We start from the raw sequence: 24769 nt of genomic DNA, 5'->3' as shown, positions 1-24769 counted from the left end.
GACGGCTACCGGCGCCGCGGCGCGCGGACGCGGGCGAACCCGCGGCGGACGAGTGCGCGGACGGTGTCGCGGACGGTGCCCGCCACCAGGCGGAGCTGCGCGCCGCGGCCCGGCTCGGTGACCGATCCGGTCTCCGCGGCCTCGTCGACGCTCGTGGCGAACTGCTCGAACAGCCGCCGCGAGACGTCACCGGCCAGCGCCCGGCCGAACTGCGCGACCCGGCCGGTGAGGTGGACGTCGGCGTGCGCGGTCAGGACCGTGCCACCGTCCGGCCCGGCCTCGGCCGCCAGCACGACGTCGGCCTGGGTGGCGCTGCCGCCGGCGTCGGCGCCCTGGGCGTGGAACCGCAGCCGGTGCGCGGCCGGGTCCCGCTCGACGACCTGGGCCAGGCCGTCGAAGGACAGCTTCACCGGGCCGAGCGCGACGACGGCGCGGCCCCGGTAGCGGTCGCCGTCGAGCACCTCGGTGAGCCGGGCACCGGGCAGGCAGCGGGCGAGCAGGTCGAAGTCGTCGAGCACCGCCCAGACCCGCTCGACCGGCTGCCGGAGCGCGCTGGTGACCTCGACGACCGCGGACGGCGGGCCGGAGGGCAGCCGCACCTCCTGCGCGAGCGCCGCCGCCGGCACCTCCTCGGCGGGGGCTCCGGCGCCGCTGCCGCCACCTGTCCCCCGCCCGACCAGGGTGCGCGCGCCGCACGCCCGGGGCCCGGGGACCCCGTCCGGGTGGCGCTGCCGCACGTCGTCGACGGCCGCGAGGATCCCGCGGTAGCCGGTGCACCGGCAGAGCACACCGGACATCTGCTCGGGCAGTTCCTCGCTCTCCACCTCCGGGGTGTTGCTGAGCAGGTCGTAGCTGCTCATCAGCATCCCGGGGGTGCAGAACCCGCACTGCAGCGCGTGGTGGGCGGAGAACGCCTGCTGCAGCGGGTGCTGGTCCTCGGGGGTGCCCAGGCCCTCCACGGTCACGATCTCGGCGCCCTCGCACTGCACCGCGAACAGCAGGCAGGCGCGGGCAGCCTCGCCGTCGACGAGCACGGTGCACATGCCGCAGACGCCGTGCTCGCAGCCCAGGTGGGTGCCGGTGAGGCCGAGCTGCTCGCGCAGCACGTCACCGAGGTGCGCGCGGGGCGGCACGGTGACGGTCGTCCCGGTGCCGTTCACCGTCATCGTGATCCCGACGGGCTCGTCGGCGGCGACGCGGTCCCGCGGCTCCGCAGTACGTGCCCGCCTCGGCTCCACCGTGGTCATGAACGCTCCTTCCGGTCCCGGGCGCGGTGCAGCGCACGGGACAGCTCGCGGGCGGCGAGGACCCCGAACAACCGGCGCCGGTAGCCGGTGGATCCGTGGGTGTCCCCGCCGGTGTCGACGACGTCGGAGGCCAGCGCGGCGGTGGCCGGACGCAGGTCGTCCTCGTGCTCGGTGAGCAGCGGCGTCACGTCGCGGGTGACGGCGCGGTCGGAGATCCCGAACCCGGTCAGCCGGGCCTCGGTCACCGCGCCGTCGTCACCGACCCGGACCCGGGTGACCACGCCGGCGAGCGCGAAGTCGCCGTGCCGGCGGGCGATCTCGGCGAACCCGAACCCCTCCCCCGGCCGGGCGTGCGGGAACGTGACCGCGACGACGACGTCCTCCGGCCCGGCCGCGGTGGTCATCGCGCCGGTCACGAACTCCTCGGCGGGCATGCTCCGCCGCCCGGCCGGGCCGGCCAGCTCGACCGTCGCCTGCGCACAGCAGGCGACGGCGGGCAGCTCGGCGGCCGGGTCGGCGTGGGCGAGGCTGCCGCAGACGGTGCCCCGACTGCGCAGCTCCCGGTGCCCGACGAACGGCATGGCCATCCCGATCAGCGGGACGGCATGGGCGGCCCGGTCGTGCTCGACCGCGCGCTGCCGCACCGCCGCGCCGATCCGGTACCCGTCCCGGTCCGGTCCCGCCGACGTCAGCTCGGGCACGGCGGTGATGTCGACCAGGGTGCCGGGGCGGCCCAGGCGCATCGCGAGGACCGGCACCAGGGACTGGCCGCCGGCCAGCACCTTGCCGTCGCCGCCGGCGAGCTCGCCGAGCACGTCGTCGAGCCGGCCGGGGCGGACGTAGGCGAACGGTGCGGCCTTCATCAGCGGCCCGTGAAGTTCGGGGTGCGCTTCTCCCCGAAGGCCTTCACGCCCTCGGCGAAGTCCTCGGTCGCCCGCAGCATCGAGTAGGCCTTCCGCTCCAGCTCGATGCCGGTGTAGAGCGGGCCGTCGACGCCGCGGTCGAGGACCTCCTTGGCGGTGCGCAGCGCGGCCGGGGAGAAGCCGGCCATCTTCAGCGCCAGCGCGTCGACCTCGGCGTAGAGCGCGTCGCGGTCGTCGTACAGGCCGGCCAGGATGCCCCAGTCGAGCGCCTGCTGGGCCTGGATCCGGGTCGCGGTCATGATGTGGAACTTCGCCCGGGACAGGCCGATCAGCCGGGCCAGGCGCTGGGTGCCGCCGGAGCCGGGGATCATGCCGAGGTTCATCTCGGGCAGTGCGAGCTGGGTGCGGCCGGTGCCGAGCCGGATGTCGCAGGACAGCGCCATCTCCAGCCCGACACCGAAGCAGTAGCCGTCGATCGCGGCGATCACCGGCTTGGTGCTGCGGGCCGGGGCGGTGACGTCCTGGCCGAGGTCGGTGAGGTCGATCGGGTCGACCTCCATGAACCCGGCGATGTCGCCGCCGGAGGTGAAGTGCTGGCCGTCGGAGCGGACCACCACGACGCGGACCTGCGGGTCCCGGTCGATCTCGGCGAAGCGCTCGGCGACGAGCCTGCGCATCTCCATCGTGACGACCGTGTACTTGCCGTGGGACAGGGTCAGGTAGGCGACCCGCCCGTCGTGCTCGCGGGTCAGGACGACGTCGCCGCCGGTGAGTGCCATGTCAGGAGTTCTCCTTCTCGGTGAGCAGCTGGTGCAGTACCTCGCCGTGCAGCGGCAGGCGGGTGATGTCGATCCCGCGGGGTGCCAGCGCGTCGGCGACGGCGTTGGCGTAGGCCACGGGAAAGCTCATGGACGACCCCTCGCCGCAGCCCTTGGCGCCGAGCGGGGTCAGCGGTGACGGGGTCACCACGTGGTCGGTACGCAGGTCGAACCCGGCCTCGGCGCTGGTCGGGCACAGGTAGTCGAGGAACGTCGCCGCCGTCGGCTGCCCGGAGTCGGCGTGGGTGAACTGCTCGTAGGCGGCACCGCCGAGGCCGTGTACGAGCGCGCCGTACACCTGGCCGTCGAGCAGGGTCTGGTCGAGGACGGTCCCGGCGTCGTGCACCGAGGACACCCGGTCGACCTCGATCTCCAGGGTGTCCGGGTCGATCCGCACCGCGACGATCTCGGCGACGAAGCCGTAGCAGAGCGAGGAGTTGATCCGGTCGTCCGCCGTGGCCGCGCGGGTCTCCCGCGGGGAGAACTCGGCCTCGGCGTAGAGCCGGGCGGGCACGCCGTCGGGCAGCGACGCCGGGTCCCAGTGCACGACGCCTGCGGCGTGCCGGAAGGCGACCGAACGGCCGTCCGGGTGGACGACCTTCCCGTCGAGCAGGGTCAGCTCGCCCGGGTCGGCCCCCTCCAGCAGCGTGGCCCCGGCCGCCTTCACCGTGGCGGCGATGGTGTCCGCGGCGGCGACGACCGCGCTGGTGACGAGCGGCGCGAACCGCGACGAGTACGACCCGGACGTGACCGTCCACGGGGTCGTCGCGGTGTCCATGTCGACGACCGCCCGCACCTGCTCCGAGGGCAGCCCGAGCCGTTGCGCCGCGACCTTGCGCGCCACCGTGGCGTGGCCCTGGCCCTGCGGGACCGACCCGAGCAGCACGGTGACGATCCCCTGCAGGTCCACCGACATGCGGACGTGCTCGGTGGAGCCGGACTTGTCCCGGCCCGGCTTGCGGTCCTCGGCCGGGGTGGCCAGCCCGACGTAGCCGATGTTGGTGCCGGACGGGTCGACGACCAGGGCGGTGCCGATGCCGTAGAAGGCGCCCTCGGCCCGGGCCGCCTCCCGCCGGCGCTCCAGCTCGGCCAGGTCGGCGTTCTTCACGGCCAGGTCCAGCGCCGCGGCGTAGTCGCCGGAGTCGTACACGCCCCCGGTCGCCGTCTCGTGCGGGAACGCCGACACCAGGTTGCGGCGCCGCACCTCGACGACGTCGAGCCCGGTCGCCGCGGCGACCGCGTCCATCAGCCGCTCCAGCCCGAAGTAGAGCTGCTGGCCGCCGAAGCCGCGGTTCAGCCCGGTCGGCATGGTGTTCGTGACCACGGCGCGGGCCCGGATCTCGACGGCGTCGATGCGGTAGGGCCCGGTGATGTTGCCGTAGCAGCGGTAGAGCGTGGACGGCTCCGGCGGGCGCAGGTAGGCGCCGACGTTGTCGATCAGGTCGGTGCGCAGGGCCGTCACGGTGCCGTCGGCGTCGACCGCGGCGGAGAAGGTCATCGCCCGGTCCGCACCGGTGGAGCTCGCCATCAGGTGCTCGACGCGGTCCTCGGCCCACCGCACCGGCGTGCCGGAGTGCTTCGAGGCCAGCGCCATCAGCACCACGTACGGGTAGATGCCGGCCTTGATCCCGAAGCTGCCGCCGATGTCGGCGGGGACGTGCAGCCGCACCCGCGACGTCGGGATACCGAGCGCGCCGGCCATGACCGGGACCATCGAGAACGGTCCGTGGAAGTTCGCCCAGGCCTCGACCGAGGGGCCGGCGTCGCCCTCGTTCCACTGCGCGATGACCGAGTAGCACTCCATCGGCACCGAGGAGTAGCGCGGGAAGTCGTAGCGGCCGGTCACCACGTGCGCGGCGTCGCGGAACCGCTCCTCGACGGGGCCGAAGGAGAAGGTCCGGTCGGTGGCGACGTTGGACCCGGCGTCCTCGTGCAGCAGCGGCGCGTCCGGCTCCAGCGCGGCGCGGGCCGCGGTGACCGCACCCAGGTCGTCGTACTCGACGGCGACGAGCTCGGCGGCGTCCTCGGCGACGTAGCGGTCCGAGGCGACGACGACGGCGATCGGCTCGCCGACGAAGCGCACCTTGTCCACACCGGTGGGCAGGTAGGGCATCACCGCGCCGGTCGACAGGGGGAAGGGCCGCAGCGCGGCGCGCACCTCATCGGGGCCGATCACCGCCGCCACCCCCGGATGGGCCCGGGCGCGGCTCAGGTCGACCGAGCGCAGCCGGGCGTGCGGACGGGTGGAGCGCACGACGGTGGCGACCAGCGTGCCGGGCAGCGGGTCCAGGTCGTCGAGGAACGCGCCCCGGCCGGTGACCAGCGCGGCGTCCTCGTCCCGGCTGGGGACCCAGGTGCGGGCGGCCACGGACACATCGGACACATCAGACACGTGCTTCTCCCCTCAGGTCGTACTCGCCCGCGACGAGCGTGCGGCGCAGCGTCTTGCCGACCCCGGACCGCGGGATCGAGTCGACGGCGATCACCCGCTTCGGCCGCTTCAGCGACGGCAGCTGATCCCGGGCCCAGGCCAGGGCCTGCTCGGCCGCGGCCAGCGGGTCGGTCCCGCGGACGGGGACCACGAACGCGGTCACCGCGTGTCCCCAGCGCTCGTCGGGCAGCCCGACCACGCAGACGTCGTCGATGGCGGGACAGCGGGTCAGGACCGACTCGATCTCGTCCGGGTAGATGTTCTCGCCACCGGAGTTGATCATGTCGTCGGTGCGGCCGGAGACCCAGAGGTCGCCGTCGGAGTCGGCGACGGCGAGGTCACCGGTGTGGTACCACCCGTCCCGGATGGCCTTGGCGTTCGCGTCCGGCCGGTTCCGGTAGCCGCCGAAGGCCTCGGGCGAGGCCATCGAGACGATCACCTGACCCTGCGTCCCGCGCGGGACCTCCTCGTCGACCGGGGCGCCCGCGTCGGGCGCGATCAGCCGGACCCGGGAGAACAGCCCCGCCCGCCCGGCGCAGCCGGGCTTGGCGGCGACGTCGGGCCCGATGGTGAAGGTGTAGATCTCGGTCGAACCGAAGTGGTTGACGAACGAGGTGGGCGCGACCTGCTCGACCAGCTTCTCGGCGAGCGACGGGGTCATGGCGGCGCCGGCGTAGGCGAGGTTGTCGAGCGCACGGGCGTCCCCGAGCCGTCCGGTGCGCAGCAGCGACCAGTAGATCGTCGGCACCAGGTACAGGGAACCGACGTTCTCCTCGAGGATCAGCTGCATCGACTCGTCGGCGTCGAACGCGGGCTGGCCCACCCACGTGCCCCCGACCACGACGGAGGCCAGCAGCGTGCGCAGGCCCATCGTGTGGAACAGCGGCATCACCCCGAGGGTCGCGACCCCCTGCCGCTGCCGGGTCTGCATCACGTGCGCGACCGCTGCCAGATGCTCGGCCCGGTGGGTACGCGGGACACCCTTCGGCTTCCCCGTGGTCCCCGACGTGTAGAGCATGACGCTGAGGTCCGACTCGCCCGGGGCGACGCAGACGGGGCTGTCGAGCCGCTCGGCGAGCTCGTCGACGGCCGCCACGTCCCGCAGCAGGTCCCCCAGGCCGGCGGCGTCGACCCGCTCGGCGTGCGCGGCGTCGGCGACCACCAGGCGGACGTCGGCGTCGCCCAGGCAGTAGCCGAGCTCCTCGACCCCGAACCGGGTCGAGAGCGGCACCGAGACCGCGCCGAGCTTCTGCACGGCCAGGTGCAGGCTCGCGAGCTGCTCGCCACCGTGCATCACCAGGCCCACCCGGGCCCCCCGCTCCACGCCGAGGCTCCGCAGGGCTCCGGCCAGCCGGTCGGTCCGCGCGTCCCACTCCCGATAGGAGAGCCACCTGCCGGTTCCGCGTACCGCCGGCCGATCGGGGTTGCGCTCGACCGCCCATCGCAGCGTCGTCACCAGGTCCATCCGACCCCCTCGTCGTTAGTCTGTTTCAGACCATACGGTTCAGATGGTCAGAGGGGAAGCCCCGGATTCCACCGGCGTCGGGAGCGACCCCGTCCGGCGACATCCGGCAGAAGGAGGGGCGGTCGTCGGTGGCGGGACGCACGTGCGAGGGTCGAGCCGCATCCGCGGATCGACGACCCGCCTCGTCTAGAGTCCGCGGAGCACCGGCCGGCACGAGAGGAGCGCGGATGCGACTGTCCACGACGTCGTATCTGGTCCTGGGCATGATCGCGTTGCGCGGGCCCTCGACGCCGTACGACCTGAAGCGCGCGGTCAGCCGCTCCGTCGGCTACTTCTGGCACTTTCCGCACGCGCAGCTGTACTCCGAGCCGGACCGGCTCGCCGACGCCGGCCTGCTCGCCCTCGACACCGAGGAGCACGGACGGCGGCGCAAGACCTACTCCCTGACCGACGAGGGCCGGGCGGCCCTGCGTGAGTGGCTGGCGGCGCCCACCGCCGAGCACTTCCAGATGCGCGACATCGCCGAGCTCAAGCTGTTCTTCAACGAGGCGGGATCCCCCGACGACGTCGAGAAGCTCGCCCGCGAGCAGATCCGCCAGCACGAGACCCGGATCGCCGACTACGAGGACATGGTCGCCCGGCACGGTCGCGAGGAGTGGGCCGAGCCGCGCATGATCACGATCGAGCTGGGCCTGGAGATGGAGCACGCCGCGCTGAGGTTCTGGAGCGCGCTGGCGAACGACGACCTCGACCGGCTCCGTCGCGAGCGGGCCGAACGCGACCCGCGCGACTGACCCGCCGCCCGCCCCGGGTCAGCCCGGGTCGGCCACCAGGAACTGGACGCTGCGCACGGACCGGACGTGGTCCCGGGGTACCGCGAGATGGGCCGGGTGGGCCGGCCGGGTCCGGAAGTCCTCGGCGTTCGCGAACTCGGAGCCGACCGCGTAGTCGGCGCTCGCCGGGCGCTCACCCAGGTCGGCCCCCGTGCCGGCCGAGGAGATCGAGGACCACCACTTCGAGCATCCCGACGTCGCCGACGGGGCCTCCTGCTCGCCGAGACCTTCCTGCAGGACGGCATCGCGCTCGACACCACACTCGAGGAGTTCATTCAGGGGCGGTCCACAGGTGAGATCCCCACCGCGTCGGCGGGACGGCGGACGTGCCCGCCCGAGGCCCGGCCGGGCAGGAGCGTTCGGCCGGGACGGCTGTACCAACTCAACCGCCCCGGCCTGGCCCTCGCACCGCCCCGGGGCCGGTGCTCGGGATGCGGCGCGTCTGCCCGCTGCACGGGTGCCCAAACGCCGGCCCGGGACCGCTAGAGGGAGTCGATGTCCTGGGGACGCTCGGCGACGGTGCGGGCCAGGCGCGCCAGCTTCACGTTGATGTCCTGCGAGGTCCGGCGCAGCAGGTCGAACGCCTGGTCGGCGTCCAGCCCGCGGCGGGCCATCAGGATGCCCTTGGCCTGGCCGATGACATCACGGGTCTCGATCGCCGTCTGCAGATGTGCCTGCTTGAGCTCCGCGGCCGAGATCGCGTCGGTGGTCGCCAGCGCGAGCGAGGCGTAGCCGGCCAGGATGGTCAGGCGGTCGAGGTCGGCGCGGCCGAAGGCCTGCGGCTCGGAGGCGTACACGTTGAGCGCCCCCGGCAGCCGGGGCGGCCGGGCGTCGGGGAGCAGCTCGACCGCGGCCACCGAGAGGAACCCGTGACCCACCGCGGTCCCGGCCAGCTCGGGCCACCGCTCCTCGCGCCGCAGGTCGTCCGACACCGCGGACGCGGGGCCGTCCTCCCGGGCGGCGTCGACGCAGGGACCGCGACCACTGCGGTACTGCACGACGTCGACCTCCTCGGCCGGCCCGCCGGTGGACACCGGTGTGTAGTAGTGGCCTTCGTCGTCGCGCATCGTCACGCTCACCATCGCCGCCACGGGCACGACGCGTGTCACGGCGTCGAGCACCCGGTCCAGCACCTCGGCGACCGTCGCGCAGTCCAGGAGCGCCGGTGTGAGACGCCGGAAGTGGTCGACGACGTCGGCGTCGTCGACCGTGGCGGCGTACGGGGCGGGGGACGCGCCGTCGGTGCTGCGCTCCGACTCGTCCGGCGTCCCGATCGGCTCTGGCCGTGTCAACTCCACCCGTCGGGGTGACCCGTCGTGGACGCGGATAAACCCCGCGAGGCGATGCCGCCGTACGCGTCCGCCCCTCGCATTGCGCCCGGTCTCGCACCCGCACGGACGCGGGCGTCCGCCGACGGCCGTCGGGCCCGATCGCTTGACGCCCCCTCCTCGGACTCTTAGCCTAACTGAAGTCAATTCACCTGCACTCCGCTACGTCGTGCCGACGGGGGGACCATGGACGAGCCGCGGACGGCATCCCGGGCCGATCTCCTGGTCCTCGGCGGCGGCATGGCGGGCCTGTCGGCGGCGGCGCGCGCCGCCGGGCACGGGCTGCGGGTGGTCCTGGTCGACCGCGCCCCGGACCTGGGCGGGTCCGCGCGGTACGCCGGCTACCTGTGGACGGCCGCCACCCCCGAGGTCATGGCGGAGGTCAACCCCGGCGGCTCCCCCGAGCTGCGGGACGCCGTGGTCGCGGGGTTCCCCGCAGCTCTCGACTTCGTCCGTGGTCTCGGGGTCGACCTCGGGCCCGCGGTGCCCGTGCTGCGCTACGGCACCGGCCACCGGATCGACACGGGCGCGTTCGTCGCCGCCTGCCGCCGACGCGTCGCGGGTGCCGGTGAGATCCTCCTGGACGCCCGCACCGAGCGGCTCCTGACGCACCCCACCGGTCGCGTCGCCGGCGCACGGATCGTGACCGCGGACGGTACCCGGCAGGACGTCACCGCGACGACGACGCTGCTCGCCACCGGCGGGTTCCCCGCCGACCCGGACCTGCGGGCCGAGCTCGTGCACCCGCGGGCCCGCGACATCGCCGCACGGTCCACCCCGTGGAGCACCGGGGACGGCCTGCGCCTCGCGACGGCTGCCGGTGCCCGGGTCACCGGCTCCGGCGGCGGCTTCTACGGCCACCTCGTGCCGGCCGGCGTCCACCTCACGCCCGAGCTGTACGTCGAGGCGGCCCTGTACTACAGCGAGCACGCCCTGCTGTTCAACCTCGCGGGCGACCGGTTCGTCGACGAGAGCCTCGGGGACCACCTGACCACGATCGCGCTCGTGGACCAGCCGGAGTGCCGGGGCCTGCTGGTGACCGACGCCCGTGGTCACCGCGAACGCGTCCGGGCGCCCTACGTGGCAGGCGGCCCGGCGAACGACAAGTTCGAGCTGGCCCGGCGGCGCGGCGCCCGCTGCGTGGTGGCCGGGTCGGCGGAGGACTTCGCCCACGTACCGCCGGAGTGGGGCTACGACGGCCCGCGGATCGCGGCCGAGATCGCCCGGCTCGCCTCCGGCGGGCGTCCGCGCCCGCCGCGGTCGGTCCTCCCCCGCCCGCTGGACGAACCGCCGTACTACGTCGTCGAGGCGACCGCGGCGATCACCTTCCCGTTCGCCGGGATCGACACCGACGGACGCGGGCGGGTCCGGTCCTCCGGCGGCGGTGTGCTCGACGGGCTGTACGCCGCGGGCGCGGACGTGGGCGGCCTCTACCGCAACGCCTATGCGGGCGGACTCGCACCGGCCGTCGTCCTCGGGCTCGCCGCCGCGGACGCCGCCCGCCGGCGGACCGACCTCCCACCGGGCGCCGCCCCGCACTGACCGCACCATCACCCCGGATCCCTCCAGCGCGCAAAGGAGCGCCATGTCGAGCACGACCTCCCAGGACGCCGCCCGGATCGGTCGCCGAGCCAGCACGGCCGCGGCCGTCGGCACGGCCATCGAGTACTACGACTTCGCCATCTACGGCTACCTCGCGGTGGTGCTCGCCCCGCTGTTCTTCCCCTCCCAGGACGGGCTCATCGGGGTCCTGGCGACGCTGACGGTCGTGGCCAGCGGCTTCCTCGCCCGGCCCGTCGGTGGGCTGTTCTTCGGCCGCCTGGGTGACCGCCGCGGTCGCCGCACGGTGCTGATGGTCACCGTCGCCGTGATGGGCGTCGCCACCGTGCTCACCGGACTGCTGCCCACCTATGCGCAGGTCGGGGTCCTCGCCCCGATCCTGCTCACGGTGCTGCGGATCGGGCAGGGCTTCTCCGCCGGTGGGGAGATCGGAGGTGCGGCGTCGCTGGCCACCGAGTCCGCTCCGTCGACGCGCCGGGGCCTGTTCGGATCGGCCACCTCGGTGGGCATCGCGCTCGGTCTCGCCGGTGCGGCGGCCGTCGTGGGCACCGTGACCGCGCTGACCACGCCCGAACAGCTGGCGGCCTGGGGATGGCGCATCCCGTTCCTCATCGCCGGTCCGCTGCTGGTCGGCGCGGTCCTGTACCGGATGCGGGTCGAGGACTCGCCGCTGTTCCAGCAGATGATCGACACCTCCGAGCCGCCCAAGGCGCCCATCACCGAGGTCGTGCGCGACCACCGGCGGTCGGTGTTCGGTGTGATCGGCGTCGCCTACGCGACGATGACGGCCGGCGGGCTCAGCTCGGTCTACCTGCTCGTCCACCTCTCGGCCGTGCTCGGATACTCGCTCACCGGGGCACTGTGGCTGATCGTGCTCATCGTGCTGCTCCCGATCGGGCTCATCCCGTGGGCGGGCGCGCTGAGCGACCGCTTCGGCCGGCGGACCGTCCTGACCGCCGGACTCGTCGGTTTCGCCGTGCTCGCGGTGCCCTGCTACTGGGTGATGCAGCAGGGGTCGATCGGGCTGGCCGTCGTGGCCGCCCTCGTGCTGAACGTGCCGTTCGGGATCTGCCAGGGCGTGATCTACACGCTGTACTCGGAGCTGTTCCCCACCCGGGTCCGCTACACGGGTGTCTCGATCGGGTTCAACATCGGTGGTGTCATCGGGTCCGGACTGGTGTCGGTCATCGCGACCTCGCTCGTGTCACTGAGCGGCAACACCCTGGCCCCGGCGTTCTACCTGGTGTTCGCCGCGCTCGTCGGGCTCGGCGTGATCGCGGTCCTGCGGGAGACCTCGGGAGGCACCCTCGCCGAGGACGCGACCGGCCGGGCCGCGGAGCCGGCGTGAGCCTGCCGATGGCGGGTCGCAGAGTGGTCGTCACCGGCTCCGGGAGCGGTATCGGGCGCTCGGTCTGCGACCGGCTCGGCGCCGCAGGTGCCTCCGTGGCCGGCCTGGACGTCGACGCCGATGCCCCGGCGGTCGGCGGGCGCCGGCACATCGGGTGCGACGTCCGCGACGAGGACGCGGTGACGCGGGCGTTCGACCGGGCGGCGCGCGAGCTGGGCGGGATCGACGGCCTGGTCACCTGCGCCGGCGTCACCGACGGGACGCCGACCGGAGAGACCACGCTCGCCACCTGGGAGACGGTCGTCGGCGTCAACCTGACCGGCACGTTCCTCGCCGTGCGCGCCGCAGCAGGTCACCTCGTCCGGGCGGGCGGGGGCGCCGTCGTCACCGTCGGCTCGGTCGCGTCGCTGGTGGCGGCGGGCCGGTCGGCGGCCTACGACGCGTCGAAAGGGGGCGTCCTGGCCCTCACCCGGTCGATCGCCACGGAGTACGCCGACCGGGGTGTGCGGGCCAACTGCGTCTGCCCCGGCCCGGTCGGGACCGGGCTCGCCCGCAACAGCGCCCGGCACCCGGGGCTCACCCCGGAGTCCCGTACCGGCGTGCCGGGCCGGGTGACGGCGCCACAGGCCCGTACCGCCGACCCCCGGGAGGTCGCCGACGTGGTGGTGTTCCTCCTGAGCGACGCCGCCTCCTTCGTCACCGGGGCGGCCGTCCCGGTCGACGGCGGGTACACCGCGGTATGACCGACCACCACCGATCACCTCAGGAGCCACCGTGCGTGCCTACCGGATGACGGCGACGGGGACGGCCCGGCTCCTCGAGCTGCCGCCGCCGCCGATCGGTCCCGACCAGGTCCGGCTGCGGGTCCTCGCCGCGGGCATCTGCCACAGCGACCTGCACGTCCTCGATGCGCCGACCGCGATGTGGGAGCCCCCGTTCACCCTCGGGCACGAGATCTGCGGGACGGTCACCGATCTCGGCGCAGGGACCGACCCGGGGCTGCTCGGCCGGCAGGTGGTCGTGCACGCCCCGTACGGCTGCGGGCGCTGCCGCCGGTGCGCCTCGGGGGCCACGAACGACTGCGACCGCAGGCGGGAGCTACCGGCGGGGCTCGGGCTCGGCGTCGACGGCGGGATGGCCGACGAGATCGCCGTCGACGCGGCCCGGCTGGTCGACGCCGACGGGCTCGACCCCGCCGAGGCGGCGGCGCTCACCGACGCCGGCCTGACGTCGTACCGGGCGGTGGCCGGCTCGATGGACCTCCTGGGCGACCCCGGGGCGGTCGCGGTCGTGGTCGGGGTCGGTGGCCTCGGGCACCTGGCCGTCGGCGTGCTGCGCGCCCTGACCGGCGCCCGGGTCGTGGCGGTGGACACCCGCGCCGCGGCGCTCGACCTCGCCCGCGAGTGCGGTGCGCACGCCGTCTGCGGGCCGGCCGAGGTGGCGTCCGTGGTGGACGTCGTCTCCGACGGGCGCGGCGCGGACGTCGTGCTGGACTTCGTCGGCGCCCAGGCGACCCTGGACGGGGCCGGGCCGCTGCTGCGCACCGCGGGCGAGCTGGTGGTCGTCGGTGGGGCGGGGGGCGTGCTGCCGGTGAGCAAGCCGGGGCCGCTGCCGTCCGGGGCCCGGCTGCGCCTGCCGTTCTGGGGCTCGCGCGACGAGCTGGTCGCGACCGTCGGCCTGGCCCGGGAGGGCCGGATCCGCTCCCGGACGACCACCTACCCGCTCTCCGACGTGGCCCGCGCGCTGGACGACCTGCGCGCCGGGCGGGTGCTCGGGCGGGCCGTGCTCGTGCCCGACCGGGCCGGACCTGACCCCGCCACCGGTCAGCGGGCCGACCACCCGCCGTCGACCACCAGCTCCGACCCGGTCGTGTAGCCGGACTCGCGGCTCAGCAGGAACGCGACCGCGGCGGCGACCTCCTCCGGCCGCCCCAGCCGGCCCATCGGGGTGTTCGCCAGCATCGCCCGGTGCCGGTCGGTGCCGGCGAAGCGACCGAGGAGCTGGTCGGTGCCGACGAAGCCGGGGACGACCGCGTTGACCCGCACCCCGGCCTCGGCCCAGTGCAGGGCGGCATTGCGGGTCATCGACCGGACCGCCCCCTTGGCCGCGGCGTAGGCGAAGCTGTTGCCGAGGCCCCCGGTGGTGCCCAGGATCGACCCCACGTTGACGATCGAGCCCCCGCCGGACCGCTCGATGACCGGCCCGCAGTGCCGCATTCCCAGCCACGTGCCGAGCTGGTCGACGGCCACCACCTCGTCCCACCGGGTCCGGGACTCGCCGACCACGGTGCCCAGGCTGCCGATCCCGGCGTTGTTCACCAGCCCGGTGAGCGGCCCCGCGCCGGCCACGACGCGCTCCCAGTCGCTCTCGGAGGAGACGTCGAGCGCCGCCGTCCGGGTACGCCCACCCAGACGCCCGGCGAGCGCGACGCAGCCGGTCTCGTCGACGTCGGTCAGCACGACCTCCGCCCCCTCGCCGACCAGCCGCTCGGCGACGGCCGCGCCGAGACCACCGGTCGCCCCGGTCAGCAGCACCGTCGAGCCCTCGAACCGACGCTCGGTCATCCGTTCCCTCCGCACACTTGACACAGAACTTGAACTGATATTGGTTCAAGATATGCTCATCGACGAGGCACTGTCCACCACCCGAGCCGTGCGCCGGAGGCTGGACACCACGCGCGACGTACCGGTCGCGCTCATCCGGGAGTGCGTCGGACTGGCGATGCAGGCCCCTGCCGGGTCGGCGGTGGCCCGGACCCGGTTCGTGGTGGTCCGAGACCCGGAACGGCGGCGAGCGGTGGCCCGCATCTACTCCGAGGTCTACCGCGACAGCTACCGCGAGTCGGCGGGCTACATCGGCCGGGTGCCCCGCACCGACCCGACCGAGCAGCGCATGCAGGAGCGGACCGCACGCTCGGCCGACGCCCTCGAACGCGCCCTGCACGAGGTCGGGACGATCGTGATCGGCTGCCTGGACGGGGCACGACTGGACGGCGCGGCGGCGATGACGAGCAGCTCACTGCTCGGCGGGGTGCTCCCGGCGATGTGGAGCTTCATGCTGGCCGCCCGCGCCCGCGGCCTCGGCACCTGCTGGACGACCATGCACCTGGCCCGCGAACGGGACGTCGCCGAGGTGCTGGACATCCCCTTCGACCGGGTGCAGCAGGTCTGCCTCACCCCGCTCGCGTTCACGGTCGGCACCGACTTCCGACCCGCAGCCCGGCCCGGGCCCGACGAGGTCGTGCACTGGGACGGCTGGAACGCCGGCCGGGCGGGCCCGGAACCGATCCGGGGACTGCTGGGCCCCGACCGGCCGGACCCGACCCCTTGACACGACCGGATCGGTCACGCAACCTTAACTGAGTTCAATTCAACTACGGAGGACGGCATGACGGTCGAGGACGACATCCAGTTCGAGCGTGACGGTCACGTGGCGCGGATCTGGCTCAACCGCCCCCACAAGCGCAACTGCATCACGGTCCCGATGCTGCACCGGCTCGACGAGATCATCACCGAGATCGAGGCGGACCCGGAGCTGCGGGTGGCCGTCGTGCGCGGGCGCGGCAACACCTTCTCCTCCGGCTTCGACCTCGACAGCCTGCAGGCGGACTTCATCGGGACGAGCACCGCGATGGACGTCGCCGTCGTCTCGGCGAAGGTCTGCGACCGGCTCTACAACATGTCCACGCCGTCGGTGGCGGTCCTGGAGGGCTACGTCACCGCGGGCGGGTTCGAGGTCATGATCTCCTGCGACTTCGCGATCGCCGAGGACACCGCGCAGATCGGTGACTTCCACATCCGTCGTGCCCTGTTCGGCGGCGCCGGCCCGATCTACCGGCTGCCGCGGATGCTCGGCATCCGCAAGACCAAGGAGCTGATGCTCACCGGCAAGCTGCTCAGCGGCACCGAGGCCGCGGACTTCGACCTGGTGAACGCCAGCGCTCCCGCGGACGAGCTCGACGCGACCGTGGAGGAGTTCATCAGCCACCTGACGGACAAGAGCCCGTTCCAGATGAAGCTGACCAAGATGGCGGTCGACCGCGGTCTCGACGCCGACATCGCGTCCCTCATGGTGCTCGAGCACCTCGCGGTCGGCGTCACCCTGAACTCCGACGACGCCGCCGAGGGCGTCGCCGCGTTCCTGGAGAAGCGCGAGCCCAAGTGGACGGGTCGCTGACCCGCACGAGAGTGGTGTCGGCGGTCCGGCGCACCGCGCTGGTCGTCGGCGCCCGTGTCCCGGTGGACCGACCTCGAGGAGGAGGACAGCGATGCCCCGGACCCACACCCCGGCGGACGCCGATCCGCAGCTCGCCGCCCGGGTGCGCGCCGAGCTCGGCGCGGGCGCCGCAGGCCCCCTGACGGCGCTCGAGGGCGGCCGCTCGGGCCTGACCTACCGCATCGACGCCGGCGGGATGCCGCTGGTGGTCAAGGCGGTGCCCCCCGGCCGCGAACCGGTCGGGCGCCACGACGTCCTGCGCCAGTCCCACGTGCTCTCGGCGCTGGCCGGCAGCGGGGTACCGGTGCCGGCCGTCGTCGCCCGCGGCGACGAGGCACCGGCGTGGTTCGCGATGGACTTCGCGCAGGGTACGGCGTCCGAGCCCGTCCTCGAGCCGTCCGACACCGATCACGTGCTCGGCCGGCTGCGGATGCTCGCGGCCGCGCGTGTCCTCGGGGCGCTGCACGCCGTCCCGGTCGACCGGCTCGTCGCGGGGGTCGTCCGGGCCGGCGGCGTCCCGCCGGAGGTCGCCGGGCCGGCCGACGAGCTCGCCCGCTGGACGCGGACGATGCACGCGGTCCCGGCCGGGATCCGCCCGGGAGCGGCGGAGCTCCTCGACCGGCTCGCCGCGACGGTGCCCGAGCCCGCTCCCCCGGTGCTCGTGCACGGCGACTTCCGGCTCGGCAACCTGCTGTGCACCGGCACCACGCCCACCGCGCTGGTGGACTGGGAGATCTGGGGGCTGGGCGACCCGCGGGTCGACCTCGGCTGGTTCGGGGTGTTCACCGACGGCGCGCTGTTCCCGGGCGTCGGCGGTGTCGTCTCGGGCCTCCCGGACGAGGACGAGCTCGACGACGCCTACCGGGCCGCCCGCGGCCACGACGGCGGCACCGCCGCCGGCACGACCTGGTTCCGCGCGCTCGGGCGGCTGAAGATGGCCGCGATCATGGGGCACAACCTGCGCCGGCACCGCGAGGGCCGCCACCACGACCCGGTCCAGGAGCAGCTGCCGCCCACGATCCGCGCGCTCATCGGCTCGGCCGCCGCCCTGCTCGACCGGGATCCGTCGTGACGGCCGAGGGCCGGGCCCCCGCCCCTGCGGAGCTGTTCGACCTGACCGGCCGGACCGCCGTCGTCACCGGGGCGTCCTCCGGGCTGGGCGCACGGTTCGCGCGCGTGCTCTCCGCGGCGGGCGCGACCGTCGTCGTCGCCGCGCGGCGGGCCGGGCGCCTGGCCGAGGTCGCCGACGGCGACGACCGCCTGCACCCGGTGGTCGCCGACGTCGCCGACGGGGCCGACCGGGAGAACCTGATCGAGGCGGCGCGGGCGCTCGGCTCGGGGACGGTCGACGTCCTGGTCAACAACGCCGGCGTCGAGGGCTCCGGCCCGCCGGCCGAGGAGACCGCGGCCGGTTTCGCCGGGGTGCTGGACACCAACCTCGTCGCCCCCTTCCACCTGTCCCAGCTCGCCGCCCGGCACCCGGGGCCGGACGGCCTGTCCGTCGTGAACATCGGCTCGGTGCTCGGGCTGGTGTCGGCCGCGCCGCTCGGCGGGGCGAGCTACGCCGCCTCCAAGGCCGGGCTCCTGGGGCTCACCCGCGAGCTGGCCGGTCACTGGGGCGGCGACCGGGTCCGGGTCAACGCGCTGGCCCCGGGCTGGTTCGCGACCGAGATGAACACCGACCTGTTCGCCGACGAGCGGTCCGTCCGCTGGATCGGGAGGAACACGATGCTGCGACGTCCCGGACGCCCGCACGAGCTCGACACCGCCCTGCTGTTCCTGGCGACGCCGGCGAGCTCGTACATGACCGGTCAGGTCCTGACCGTCGACGGGGGGTGGACCGCCCGATGACCCCGACCACCCCGCCGAGCCGCGCCGAGCTCGAGGAGTTCCGCCGTACCGCCCGGGCCTGGGTCGCCGGGCACCTGCCCCCGCGCCGCGAGCGCCACGACCGCTCGGTGGCCGTGTTCCACGACCTGCCGCACGAGCAGGAACGGGCCCTGATCGCACGCGTCCAGGACTGGACGCGGACCCGGTACGACGCCGGGTACGGCGCCCTGACCTGGGCGCTCGAGGACGGCGGCGCCGGGCTCAGCGACCTGCACGAGGAGGTGTTCGCCGAGGTCGAGCGCGAGTTCGAGACCCCGGGTCAGCACGAGCTCACCTCGGTCAGCACCGCACTCGTCGCCCCGACCGTGCGCCTGTTCGGCACGCCGGCCCAGCGCGAGCTGCTGGTCACCCCGCTGCTGCGCGGCGACGAGCTGGCCTGCCAGCTGTTCTCCGAGCCCTCGGCGGGCTCCGACCTCGCCGGGCTCGGCACCCGGGCCGTCCGCGAGGGCGACGGCTGGGTCGTCAACGGGCAGAAGGTCTGGAGCTCGGGGGCGCAGTTCGCCGGCTGGGGCGAGCTGATCTGCCGGACCGACCCCGACGCCGTCAAGCACCGCGGCCTCACCGCGTTCCTGCTCCCGATGGACACCCCCGGCGTCGAGGTCCGGCCGCTGCGCCAGATGTCGGGCGGGACGTCGTTCTGCGAGGTGTTCCTCGACGACGTCCGCATCCCCGACACGCTGCGCCTCGGCGAGGTCGGCGGCGGGTGGGGCGTCACCCTGGCCACCCTGGGCTTCGAACGCGGCCACTCGGGTGCGAACGCCGACCTCGGCGGCGGGTTCGCCGACCTGCTCGGCGACGCGCGGGCGCTCGGCCGGACCGACGATCCCGACGTCCGCCGGGTCCTCGGCGAGGTCTGGGTCGCCGAACGGATCGCCGAGCTCTCCGCCCAGCGTGACCGCGAGGCCCGGCTGGCCGGCACCGACGTCGGAGCCGTCGGCTCGCTGCGCAAGCTCGTGTGGGCCCAGCGGCTGGCGCTCGTGTCCGATGCCGCCGCGCAGGTCCTCGGGCCGAGGCTGGTCGCCGACGCCGGGGACGGCACCCACCGCTGGGTGGAGCACGTGCTCGGCGCACCGGGCTACCGGATCGCCGGGGGCTCCGACGAGGTGCAACGCACGATCATCGCCGAGCGGCTGCTCGGCCTCCCGCCGGAACCCCGCGCCGACCGCGGTGTGGCATGGAAGGACGTCCCCCGATGAGCACCACCGCGACGGGCAGCACCGTCACCGAGGCCGTCGCACGGGCCCGCGCCGCAGGCGCCCCGCTGGCCGGGCGGAGGGCGCTGGTCACCGGCGGCTCACGCGGCCTGGGCCGGGAGATCGCGATCGCGTTCGCCGCCGCGGGTGCGGACGTCGCGATCGTCTCCCGGAAGAAGGACGCCTGCACCGGGCTGGCCGCCGAGCTGGCCGAGGCCACCGGGCGGCGGGTGACCGGGCACGGCGCGCACGTCGGCGAGTGGGACCGGCTGGACGGTCTGCTCGACGAGGTCGAGGACGGCCTCGGGCCGGTCGACGTCCTGGTCAACAACGCCGGGATCGCGCCGGTGTACCCGAGCCTGCACGGCGTCACCGAGGAGCTGTTCGACAAGATCGTCGCGGTCAACCTCAAGGGCCCGTTCCGGATGATGGCCGTCGCCGGCAGGCGGATGGCCGCACGGGGCGGCGGCGCGATGCTGAACATCTCCTCCATGGCCTCGGGCCGCCCCACCGCCGGCGACCTCCCCTACGCCGCGGCCAAGGCGGCGCTCAACACGCTCACCGCGGGGTTCGCCCAGGAGTACGGCCCGACGGTCCGGGTCAACACCATCGTGGCCGGGCCGTTCCGCACCGACATCAGCGCCTCCTGGGACATGGCGGCCGTCGACGAGATGGCCCGGAGCTGGCCGTCGCGGCGGGTCGGCGAACCGTCCGAGATCGTGGGCGCCGCGCTCTACCTGTGCGGGCCGACGGCGAGCTACACGACGGGCAGCCTGCTGGCCGTCGACGGCGGACGGCTGGCCGCGCCGTGACGTTCGTGGACGACGGGCTGCTGACCGACACCCCCGACGGCCCGGCGCTGCTGGGCAGCCGGTGCACCGACTGCGGGGCCCACACCTTCCCCCGCCAGACCGGCTGCCCGCGCTGCTCCGGCGACCGGATGGCCGACGTGCCGCTGCACCGCACGGGGACCCTGTGGACCTGGACCGTGCAGGGGTTCCGGCCCAAGCCGCCCTACACCGGGACCGCGGGCCACGAGCCCTACGGCGTCGGCTACGTCGAGCTCGACGGGCAGCTGCTGGTCGAGGCCCGCCTCACCGAGTCCGACCCGGCCCGGCTGCGGATCGGCATGCCGATGGAGCTCGCGATCGTCCCGTTCCGGCGGGCCGACGACGGACCGACGCACACCTTCGCCTTCGCCCCCGCGGGAGACCTCTCATGACCGGAGTCGCGATCATCGGGGCCGGGATGCACCGGTTCGGCCGCACCGAGGGCGTCCCGGGGCGGGCGCAGGCCGTGCACGCCGCGCGCGCGGCGCTCGCCGACGCCGGCCTCCGGTTCTCCGACATGGGTTTCGGCTTCGGGGGCTCGCACTCGGCCGGCGACGCCGACACGCTCGTGTCCGAGCTCGGGCTCACCGGCCTGCCGTTCATCAACGTCCACAACGGCTGCGCGACCGGTGGCTCCGCACTGATCGCCGCCCAGGCCGCGATCGCCTCCGGGGCGCACGACCTCGGCATCGTCATCGGCTTCGACAAGCACCCCCGGGGCGCCTTCGACACCGACCCGGCCGACCACGGCATCGGCTCCTGGTACGGCGAGACCGGGCTCATGGTGACCACCCAGTTCTTCGGGATGAAGATCCAGCGCTACCTGCACGAGCACGATATGGCTCCGGACCTGCTCGCCCTGGTCGCGGAGAAGGCGTTCCGCAACGGGGCCGCCAACCCGATGGCCTGGCGCCGGAAGGAGCTCGGCGCGGCCGAGATCGCCGCCTCGACGATGATCTCCGACCCGCTGACCCAGTACATGTACTGCTCGCCGGGCGAGGGCGCGGTCGCGCTGGTGCTGTGCCGGGCCGACCGGGCCCGCGAGCACACCGACCGCCCGGTGTTCCTGCGCGGCGCGGCGTTCCGCAGCCGGCGCTACGGCTCGTTCGAGGTCTTCTCACCGTGGCTGGCGACCGACCGCGCCGACTCCCCCACCGTCGAGGCCGCCCGCGCCGTGTTCGAGCAGGCCGGCATCGCCCCGTCCGAGGTGGACCTCGCGCAGGTGCAGGACACCGAGTCCGGGGCCGAGCTGATGCACATGGCCGAGACCGGGCTGTGCGCCGACGGCGAGCAGGACGAGCTCATCCGGTCCGGCGCGACCGCGGTCGACGGCCGCCTGCCGGTCAACACCGACGGCGGCTGCCTGGCCAACGGGGAGCCGATCGGCGCGTCGGGCCTGCGGCAGGTGCACGAGAACGTGCTGCAGCTGCGCGGCGAGGCCGGCCCCCGACAGGTCCCGGGCGGGCCGCGGGTCGGGTTCACACACGTCTACGGGGCACCGGGCATCTCCGCCTGCACGGTGCTCACACGCTGAGGAGGACCAGGTATGTCGTGGGGTTTCGAGTCCGACGAGGCATGGCAGGCCGAGCTCGACTGGGTCGAGACGTTCGTGCGGGAGCAGGTCGAGCCCGTCGACCAGGTGGTCGAGCACGCGTGGAACCCGCGTGACCCGGTCCGCAACGCGCTGATCAGACCGCTGCAGCAGCAGGTCCGGGAGCGCAAGCTGTGGGCCTGCCACCTCGGTCCGGAGCTCGGCGGCGAGGGCTACGGGCAGCTGCGTCTCGCCCTGCTGAACGAGAAGCTGGGCCGGACCCACTCCGGCCCCGTCGTGTTCGGCTGCCAGGCCCCGGACTCGGGCAACGCCGAGATCCTCGCGCACTACGGCACCGACCACCTGAAGCGGACCTACCTCGACCCGCTGGTCGAGGGCGACATCGTGTCCTGCTTCTCGATGACCGAGCCGCACGGCGGGTCCGACCCGACCGGGTTCCGGACCACCGCCCGGCTCGACGGCGACGAGTGGGTGATCAACGGCGAGAAGTGGTTCTCCAGCCACGCCCTGTTCGCCGAGTTCCTCATCGTGATGGCGGTGACCGAGCCGGACGCGCCGCCGCACCGGTCGATGTCGATGTTCGTGGTCCCGGCCGACGCGCCGGGCCTGGAACGGGTGCGCGACGTGTCGGTGTGGGGCCACGACGAGCCGGTCGGCACCCACCAGTACCTGCGCTACACCGACGTGCGGGTGCCGGCCGGGAACCTGCTCGGCGGGCGGGGCGAGGGGTTCGCCGTCGCCCAGACCCGGCTCGGCGGCGGCCGCATCCACCACGCGATGCGCACCGTCGGTCTGGTGCAGTCGGCCTTCGAGATGATGAAGCGCCGTGCGGTGTCGCGCAGCAGCAAGGGCACGCGCCTGGCGGACAAGCAGCTGGTCCAGGAGATGATCGCCGACTCGTGGATCCAGCTCGAGCAGTTCCGGCTGCTCGTGCTGCGCACCGCGTGGCGGATCGACCGCTACGACGACTACAAGCGGGTCCGTGCCGACATCTCGGCGGTCAAGGCCGCGATGCCGAAGGTCCTCGCCGACATCGCCGGGCGCGCCATCCAGATCCACGGGTCGCTGGGGATCTCCCAGGAGCTCCCGTTCGGGAAGTGGGTCATGGAGTCGTTCCACATGGGACTGGCCGACGGCGCCACCGAGGTCCACAAGATCAACCTCGCGCAGGCGCTGCTGCGGGGGACCGAGCCCGACGACGGCCTCTTCCCGCCCTACATCCGGCCGACGCTGCGGGCCCGGGCCCGCGAGCGCTTCGCCGACGTGCTCGCCGAGGTCGCCGACGACGCCGAGCCCGTCCGATGACCGCGGCGCCGACCCCGGCCCCGGCCCGGGCTCCGGTCCCGACCCTGACCCCCGACGGCGACGCCGAGGCGCTGCGGGAGGTCGTCCGCGACTTCCTCAGCCGCCACGGCGACGCCGACGGGGTCCTGCACGGCCGCCCGGCCGGCCCCGAGGAGCGGCGGAGGGTCTGGCGGCGGTTCGCCGGGGAGCTCGGCGCCGCGGGCCTCGACGTCCCGGAGCGCCTCGGCGGTGCCGGCGCGGGGTTCCGCGAGGTCGCCGTCGTCGCCGAGGAGATGGGCCGCTCGCTGGCCCGCCTCCCCTGGCTGTCGACGTCGGTGACGGCGCTGGGCGTGCTGACCGGGACCGGCGAGGACGAGCTGATCGGGCGGCTGGTGTCGGGCGGGACGACGGCGGCCGTCGCGGTGCACGACGCGTCGGCCGACGCCCCGGCGCGGGCCGTCCGGACCCCGGACGGCTGGCGGGTGACCGGTCGCAAGGACCTGGTCGTCGACGGGGCCGAGGCCGACGTCCTGCTGGTCGCCGCCTCCTCGCCGGACGGGCCGGTCGTGCTCGCGGTCGACGCCGGGTCCCCCGGGACGACGGCCGCCGGGGTCCGCGCGCTCGATCCGACCCGGCCGCTGGCCGAGGTCGGTCTGGACGAGAGCCCGGCCCGGCTCGTCGCGGGGCCCGACACCGCCGCCGCGGTCCTGTCGAGGGCCCGTCACCGCACCCTCGCCGCGCTGGCCTGCGAGCAGACCGGCGGGACCGGCGCGGCCCTGGACATGGCCGTGCGGCACGCGTGCGACCGCGTGCAGTTCGGCCGGCCGATCGGGACCTTCCAGGCGGTGAAGCACCGGTGCTCGGACATGCTGGTCCAGCTCGAGGCGGCCCGGTCGGCGTCGCTCTGGGCGGCGGCCTGCGCGGCGGACGACGAGGCCGCCCTCCCGATCGCCGCCCGCACCGCCGCGCTGGTCTGCGGCCGGGCGTACACGTGGGTGGCGGCCGAGAACGTCCAGGTGCACGGTGGCATCGGGTTCAGCTGGGAGCATCCGGCCCACCTGCACGTCCGGCGGGCCGCGACCAGCCGGGTGCTGCCGGACGGCGAGCCCGCCGGCGCCGCGGCCCTGCTCGACGAGGTGCTCGGTGCCGCGCGGACGTGACCCGAAGCCGGTTCGGGCGAACGGCTACGCTGGCGCGACCGCCACGCGAAAGGGGCCCGACGATGAGCATCGCCGCGCTCACCGAGCCCGACGACGGTCCCCGCTCGAAGCGGCCGGCCATTCTCGCCGCCGCCGTCGAGTGCTTCGGGGAGGTCGGCTTCGAGGCCACCCGGTGGTCCGAGGTCGCCACCCGGGTGGGCATCGGCCAGCCGGCGCTCTACCACTACTTCGAGTCCAAGACGCACTGCCTGCTGACGATCATGCGACTGGGGCTGCGCAACTCCGACGAGGCGTTCCGGGCCGCGGTCGCCGAGTCGTCGACGGCGCACGACGGGTTGCGTGCTGCGGTGCGGGCGGCCTTCGAGGTGTCACCGCAGGAGGTGCAGCAGAACCGGATCCTGCAGGCGAACATCGCGCTGCTGGCCGGTCGCCGCTCCTCGGAGCGGGAGGAGGCCGAGCGCCAGGCGTGCCGCAAGCTCGTCGCCCGGATCGAGCGCAACTGGGCCGACCTCGTGCAGCACGGCGTCGACCGGGGCGAGTTCGCCCGGCACGACCCGCTGATGATGGCGCGCAGCCTGCTCGGCCTGGTCGTGAGCGTCTGGCGGTGGTACCGCCCGGACGGCTCGCTGGAGTTGCCGGCGATCGCCGGGTTCATCGGCGGCTGCTGCGTCCGCATGGTCGACGAGGGGCCCTCCGAGTTCTGAGTCCGTCCGCGGGCCGAGCCCTCTTGTACCGGCCCGGGCCGGGTCGTA

At 74.5% G+C, this 24769-nt stretch carries 23 protein-coding genes; 16 read left to right on the top strand and 7 right to left on the bottom strand.

The genetic code is table 11. The features are described from left to right. Positions 1-5: 5 nt before the first annotated feature. From KPF22_RS10315 to KPF22_RS10295, 5 genes are read right to left on the bottom strand one after another with little or no spacing between them, the layout of a single operon-like run. Complete coding sequence (locus KPF22_RS10315) at positions 6-1247, bottom strand: 2Fe-2S iron-sulfur cluster-binding protein (RefSeq protein WP_224401884.1); 1242 nt, start codon at positions 1245-1247, stop codon at positions 6-8. After that, complete coding sequence (locus tag KPF22_RS10310) at positions 1244-2110, bottom strand: xanthine dehydrogenase family protein subunit M (protein ID WP_208819022.1); 867 nt, start codon at positions 2108-2110, stop codon at positions 1244-1246. Before KPF22_RS10310 ends, KPF22_RS10315 begins: the two co-directional genes overlap by 4 nt. Continuing rightward, positions 2110-2889, bottom strand: coding sequence for an enoyl-CoA hydratase/isomerase family protein (locus tag KPF22_RS10305; protein WP_208819023.1), 780 nt, complete (start codon positions 2887-2889; stop codon positions 2110-2112). Before KPF22_RS10305 ends, KPF22_RS10310 begins: the two co-directional genes overlap by 1 nt. Position 2890: 1 nt before the next feature. Next, entirely contained in the window at positions 2891-5320 is a 2430-nt protein-coding gene (locus KPF22_RS10300; protein ID WP_224401883.1) for a xanthine dehydrogenase family protein molybdopterin-binding subunit, read from the bottom strand. Then, positions 5313-6824, bottom strand: a complete 1512-nt coding sequence (locus KPF22_RS10295; protein WP_224401882.1) for a class I adenylate-forming enzyme family protein — start codon at positions 6822-6824, stop codon at positions 5313-5315. The genes KPF22_RS10300 and KPF22_RS10295 overlap by 8 nt, the downstream gene beginning before the upstream one ends. 227 nt (positions 6825-7051) lie before the next feature. Between KPF22_RS10295 and KPF22_RS10290 the strand changes: the two genes are divergently transcribed. Then, a complete protein-coding gene (locus tag KPF22_RS10290; protein ID WP_208819025.1) occupies positions 7052-7618 on the top strand; it encodes a PadR family transcriptional regulator in 567 nt (188 codons plus the stop codon). Between the two features lie 521 nt (positions 7619-8139). Here the strand turns inward: KPF22_RS10290 and KPF22_RS10285 are convergent. Beyond that, positions 8140-8949, bottom strand: coding sequence for a GAF and ANTAR domain-containing protein (locus KPF22_RS10285; protein WP_208819026.1), 810 nt, complete (start codon positions 8947-8949; stop codon positions 8140-8142). Between the two features lie 222 nt (positions 8950-9171). On the opposite strand from KPF22_RS10285, the gene KPF22_RS10280 reads away from it, so the two are divergent. Genes KPF22_RS10280 through KPF22_RS10265 form a run of 4 tightly spaced genes read left to right on the top strand, consistent with a single transcriptional unit; the run spans position 9172 to position 13768 of the window. Beyond that, complete coding sequence (locus tag KPF22_RS10280; RefSeq protein ID WP_224401881.1) at positions 9172-10527, top strand: FAD-dependent oxidoreductase; 1356 nt, start codon at positions 9172-9174, stop codon at positions 10525-10527. Positions 10528-10570: 43 nt separating this feature from the next. Next, the gene (locus KPF22_RS10275) at positions 10571-11893 is read left to right on the top strand and encodes an MFS transporter (RefSeq protein WP_208819028.1); all 1323 of its coding nucleotides are present in this window, start codon (positions 10571-10573) and stop codon (positions 11891-11893) included. Then, positions 11890-12636, top strand: coding sequence for an SDR family NAD(P)-dependent oxidoreductase (locus tag KPF22_RS10270; RefSeq protein ID WP_224401880.1), 747 nt, complete (start codon positions 11890-11892; stop codon positions 12634-12636). Before KPF22_RS10275 ends, KPF22_RS10270 begins: the two co-directional genes overlap by 4 nt. A 31-nt stretch (positions 12637-12667) precedes the next feature. Further along, positions 12668-13768 carry an alcohol dehydrogenase catalytic domain-containing protein gene (locus KPF22_RS10265; RefSeq protein ID WP_224401879.1) on the top strand — a complete coding sequence of 367 codons (1101 nt, stop codon included), beginning with the start codon at positions 12668-12670 and terminating at the stop codon, positions 13766-13768. Here the strand turns inward: KPF22_RS10265 and KPF22_RS10260 are convergent. Beyond that, positions 13717-14457, bottom strand: coding sequence for an SDR family NAD(P)-dependent oxidoreductase (locus KPF22_RS10260; RefSeq protein ID WP_224401878.1), 741 nt, complete (start codon positions 14455-14457; stop codon positions 13717-13719). The genes KPF22_RS10265 and KPF22_RS10260 overlap by 52 nt on opposite strands. 52 nt (positions 14458-14509) lie before the next feature. Here KPF22_RS10260 and KPF22_RS10255 point away from each other — a divergent pair, with 52 nt between their 5' ends. The 11 genes from KPF22_RS10255 (at position 14510) to KPF22_RS10205 (ending at position 24721) form a co-directional block, all read left to right on the top strand. Next, positions 14510-15223 carry a nitroreductase family protein gene (locus KPF22_RS10255; protein WP_224401877.1) on the top strand — a complete coding sequence of 238 codons (714 nt, stop codon included), beginning with the start codon at positions 14510-14512 and terminating at the stop codon, positions 15221-15223. Positions 15224-15280: 57 nt separating this feature from the next. After that, positions 15281-16069: an enoyl-CoA hydratase/isomerase family protein gene (locus KPF22_RS10250; protein WP_073577283.1), complete on the top strand. Its 789-nt coding sequence runs from the start codon at positions 15281-15283 to the stop codon at positions 16067-16069. 91 nt (positions 16070-16160) lie between these two features. Then, positions 16161-17180 carry a phosphotransferase family protein gene (locus tag KPF22_RS10245; protein WP_224401876.1) on the top strand — a complete coding sequence of 340 codons (1020 nt, stop codon included), beginning with the start codon at positions 16161-16163 and terminating at the stop codon, positions 17178-17180. Then, positions 17177-17959 carry an SDR family NAD(P)-dependent oxidoreductase gene (locus tag KPF22_RS10240; protein WP_224401875.1) on the top strand — a complete coding sequence of 261 codons (783 nt, stop codon included), beginning with the start codon at positions 17177-17179 and terminating at the stop codon, positions 17957-17959. The genes KPF22_RS10245 and KPF22_RS10240 overlap by 4 nt, the downstream gene beginning before the upstream one ends. After that, positions 17956-19194 (top strand): acyl-CoA dehydrogenase family protein, encoded by a 1239-nt coding sequence (locus KPF22_RS10235; protein WP_224401874.1) that lies wholly within the window; start codon positions 17956-17958, stop codon positions 19192-19194. The genes KPF22_RS10240 and KPF22_RS10235 overlap by 4 nt, the downstream gene beginning before the upstream one ends. Continuing rightward, on the top strand, positions 19191-20003 hold the full coding sequence (locus KPF22_RS10230; RefSeq protein WP_224401873.1) for an SDR family NAD(P)-dependent oxidoreductase: 813 nt from the start codon (positions 19191-19193) through the stop codon (positions 20001-20003). Before KPF22_RS10235 ends, KPF22_RS10230 begins: the two co-directional genes overlap by 4 nt. Continuing rightward, positions 20000-20413 (top strand): Zn-ribbon domain-containing OB-fold protein, encoded by a 414-nt coding sequence (locus KPF22_RS10225; RefSeq protein ID WP_224401872.1) that lies wholly within the window; start codon positions 20000-20002, stop codon positions 20411-20413. The genes KPF22_RS10230 and KPF22_RS10225 overlap by 4 nt, the downstream gene beginning before the upstream one ends. Beyond that, positions 20410-21555 carry a thiolase family protein gene (locus KPF22_RS10220; RefSeq protein ID WP_208819037.1) on the top strand — a complete coding sequence of 382 codons (1146 nt, stop codon included), beginning with the start codon at positions 20410-20412 and terminating at the stop codon, positions 21553-21555. The genes KPF22_RS10225 and KPF22_RS10220 overlap by 4 nt, the downstream gene beginning before the upstream one ends. Before the next feature lie 12 nt (positions 21556-21567). Continuing rightward, positions 21568-22878, top strand: coding sequence for an acyl-CoA dehydrogenase family protein (locus tag KPF22_RS10215; protein WP_208819038.1), 1311 nt, complete (start codon positions 21568-21570; stop codon positions 22876-22878). Beyond that, positions 22875-24017, top strand: a complete 1143-nt coding sequence (locus KPF22_RS10210) for an acyl-CoA dehydrogenase family protein (protein WP_224401871.1) — start codon at positions 22875-22877, stop codon at positions 24015-24017. Before KPF22_RS10215 ends, KPF22_RS10210 begins: the two co-directional genes overlap by 4 nt. Before the next feature lie 62 nt (positions 24018-24079). After that, the gene (locus KPF22_RS10205) at positions 24080-24721 is read left to right on the top strand and encodes a TetR/AcrR family transcriptional regulator (protein WP_208819040.1); all 642 of its coding nucleotides are present in this window, start codon (positions 24080-24082) and stop codon (positions 24719-24721) included. Positions 24722-24769 lie beyond the last annotated feature (48 nt).

This window comes from Pseudonocardia sp. ICBG1034, from assembly GCF_020131375.1.
Classification (GTDB): Bacteria; Actinomycetota; Actinomycetes; order Mycobacteriales; family Pseudonocardiaceae; genus Pseudonocardia; species Pseudonocardia alni.
This window is presented reverse-complemented; position numbering and strand designations above follow the sequence as displayed.

What these genes read in the sequence shown, in the direction of transcription:
- KPF22_RS10315 (WP_224401884.1), bottom strand. Translation starts at nt 1,247, where the DNA reads ATGACCACGGTGGAGCCGAGGCGGGCACGTACTGCGGAGCCGCGGGAC.
- KPF22_RS10210 (WP_224401871.1), top strand. Translation starts at nt 22,875, where the DNA reads ATGACCGCGGCGCCGACCCCGGCCCCGGCCCGGGCTCCGGTCCCGACC.
- KPF22_RS10235 (WP_224401874.1), top strand. Translation starts at nt 17,956, where the DNA reads ATGACCCCGACCACCCCGCCGAGCCGCGCCGAGCTCGAGGAGTTCCGC.
- KPF22_RS10205 (WP_208819040.1), top strand. Translation starts at nt 24,080, where the DNA reads ATGAGCATCGCCGCGCTCACCGAGCCCGACGACGGTCCCCGCTCGAAG.
- KPF22_RS10295 (WP_224401882.1), bottom strand. Translation starts at nt 6,824, where the DNA reads ATGGACCTGGTGACGACGCTGCGATGGGCGGTCGAGCGCAACCCCGAT.
- KPF22_RS10245 (WP_224401876.1), top strand. Translation starts at nt 16,161, where the DNA reads ATGCCCCGGACCCACACCCCGGCGGACGCCGATCCGCAGCTCGCCGCC.
- KPF22_RS10230 (WP_224401873.1), top strand. Translation starts at nt 19,191, where the DNA reads ATGAGCACCACCGCGACGGGCAGCACCGTCACCGAGGCCGTCGCACGG.
- KPF22_RS10255 (WP_224401877.1), top strand. Translation starts at nt 14,510, where the DNA reads ATGCTCATCGACGAGGCACTGTCCACCACCCGAGCCGTGCGCCGGAGG.
- KPF22_RS10310 (WP_208819022.1), bottom strand. Translation starts at nt 2,110, where the DNA reads ATGAAGGCCGCACCGTTCGCCTACGTCCGCCCCGGCCGGCTCGACGAC.
- KPF22_RS10250 (WP_073577283.1), top strand. Translation starts at nt 15,281, where the DNA reads ATGACGGTCGAGGACGACATCCAGTTCGAGCGTGACGGTCACGTGGCG.
- KPF22_RS10280 (WP_224401881.1), top strand. Translation starts at nt 9,172, where the DNA reads ATGGACGAGCCGCGGACGGCATCCCGGGCCGATCTCCTGGTCCTCGGC.
- KPF22_RS10275 (WP_208819028.1), top strand. Translation starts at nt 10,571, where the DNA reads ATGTCGAGCACGACCTCCCAGGACGCCGCCCGGATCGGTCGCCGAGCC.
- KPF22_RS10260 (WP_224401878.1), bottom strand. Translation starts at nt 14,457, where the DNA reads ATGACCGAGCGTCGGTTCGAGGGCTCGACGGTGCTGCTGACCGGGGCG.
- KPF22_RS10305 (WP_208819023.1), bottom strand. Translation starts at nt 2,889, where the DNA reads ATGGCACTCACCGGCGGCGACGTCGTCCTGACCCGCGAGCACGACGGG.
- KPF22_RS10220 (WP_208819037.1), top strand. Translation starts at nt 20,410, where the DNA reads ATGACCGGAGTCGCGATCATCGGGGCCGGGATGCACCGGTTCGGCCGC.
- KPF22_RS10290 (WP_208819025.1), top strand. Translation starts at nt 7,052, where the DNA reads ATGCGACTGTCCACGACGTCGTATCTGGTCCTGGGCATGATCGCGTTG.
- KPF22_RS10215 (WP_208819038.1), top strand. Translation starts at nt 21,568, where the DNA reads ATGTCGTGGGGTTTCGAGTCCGACGAGGCATGGCAGGCCGAGCTCGAC.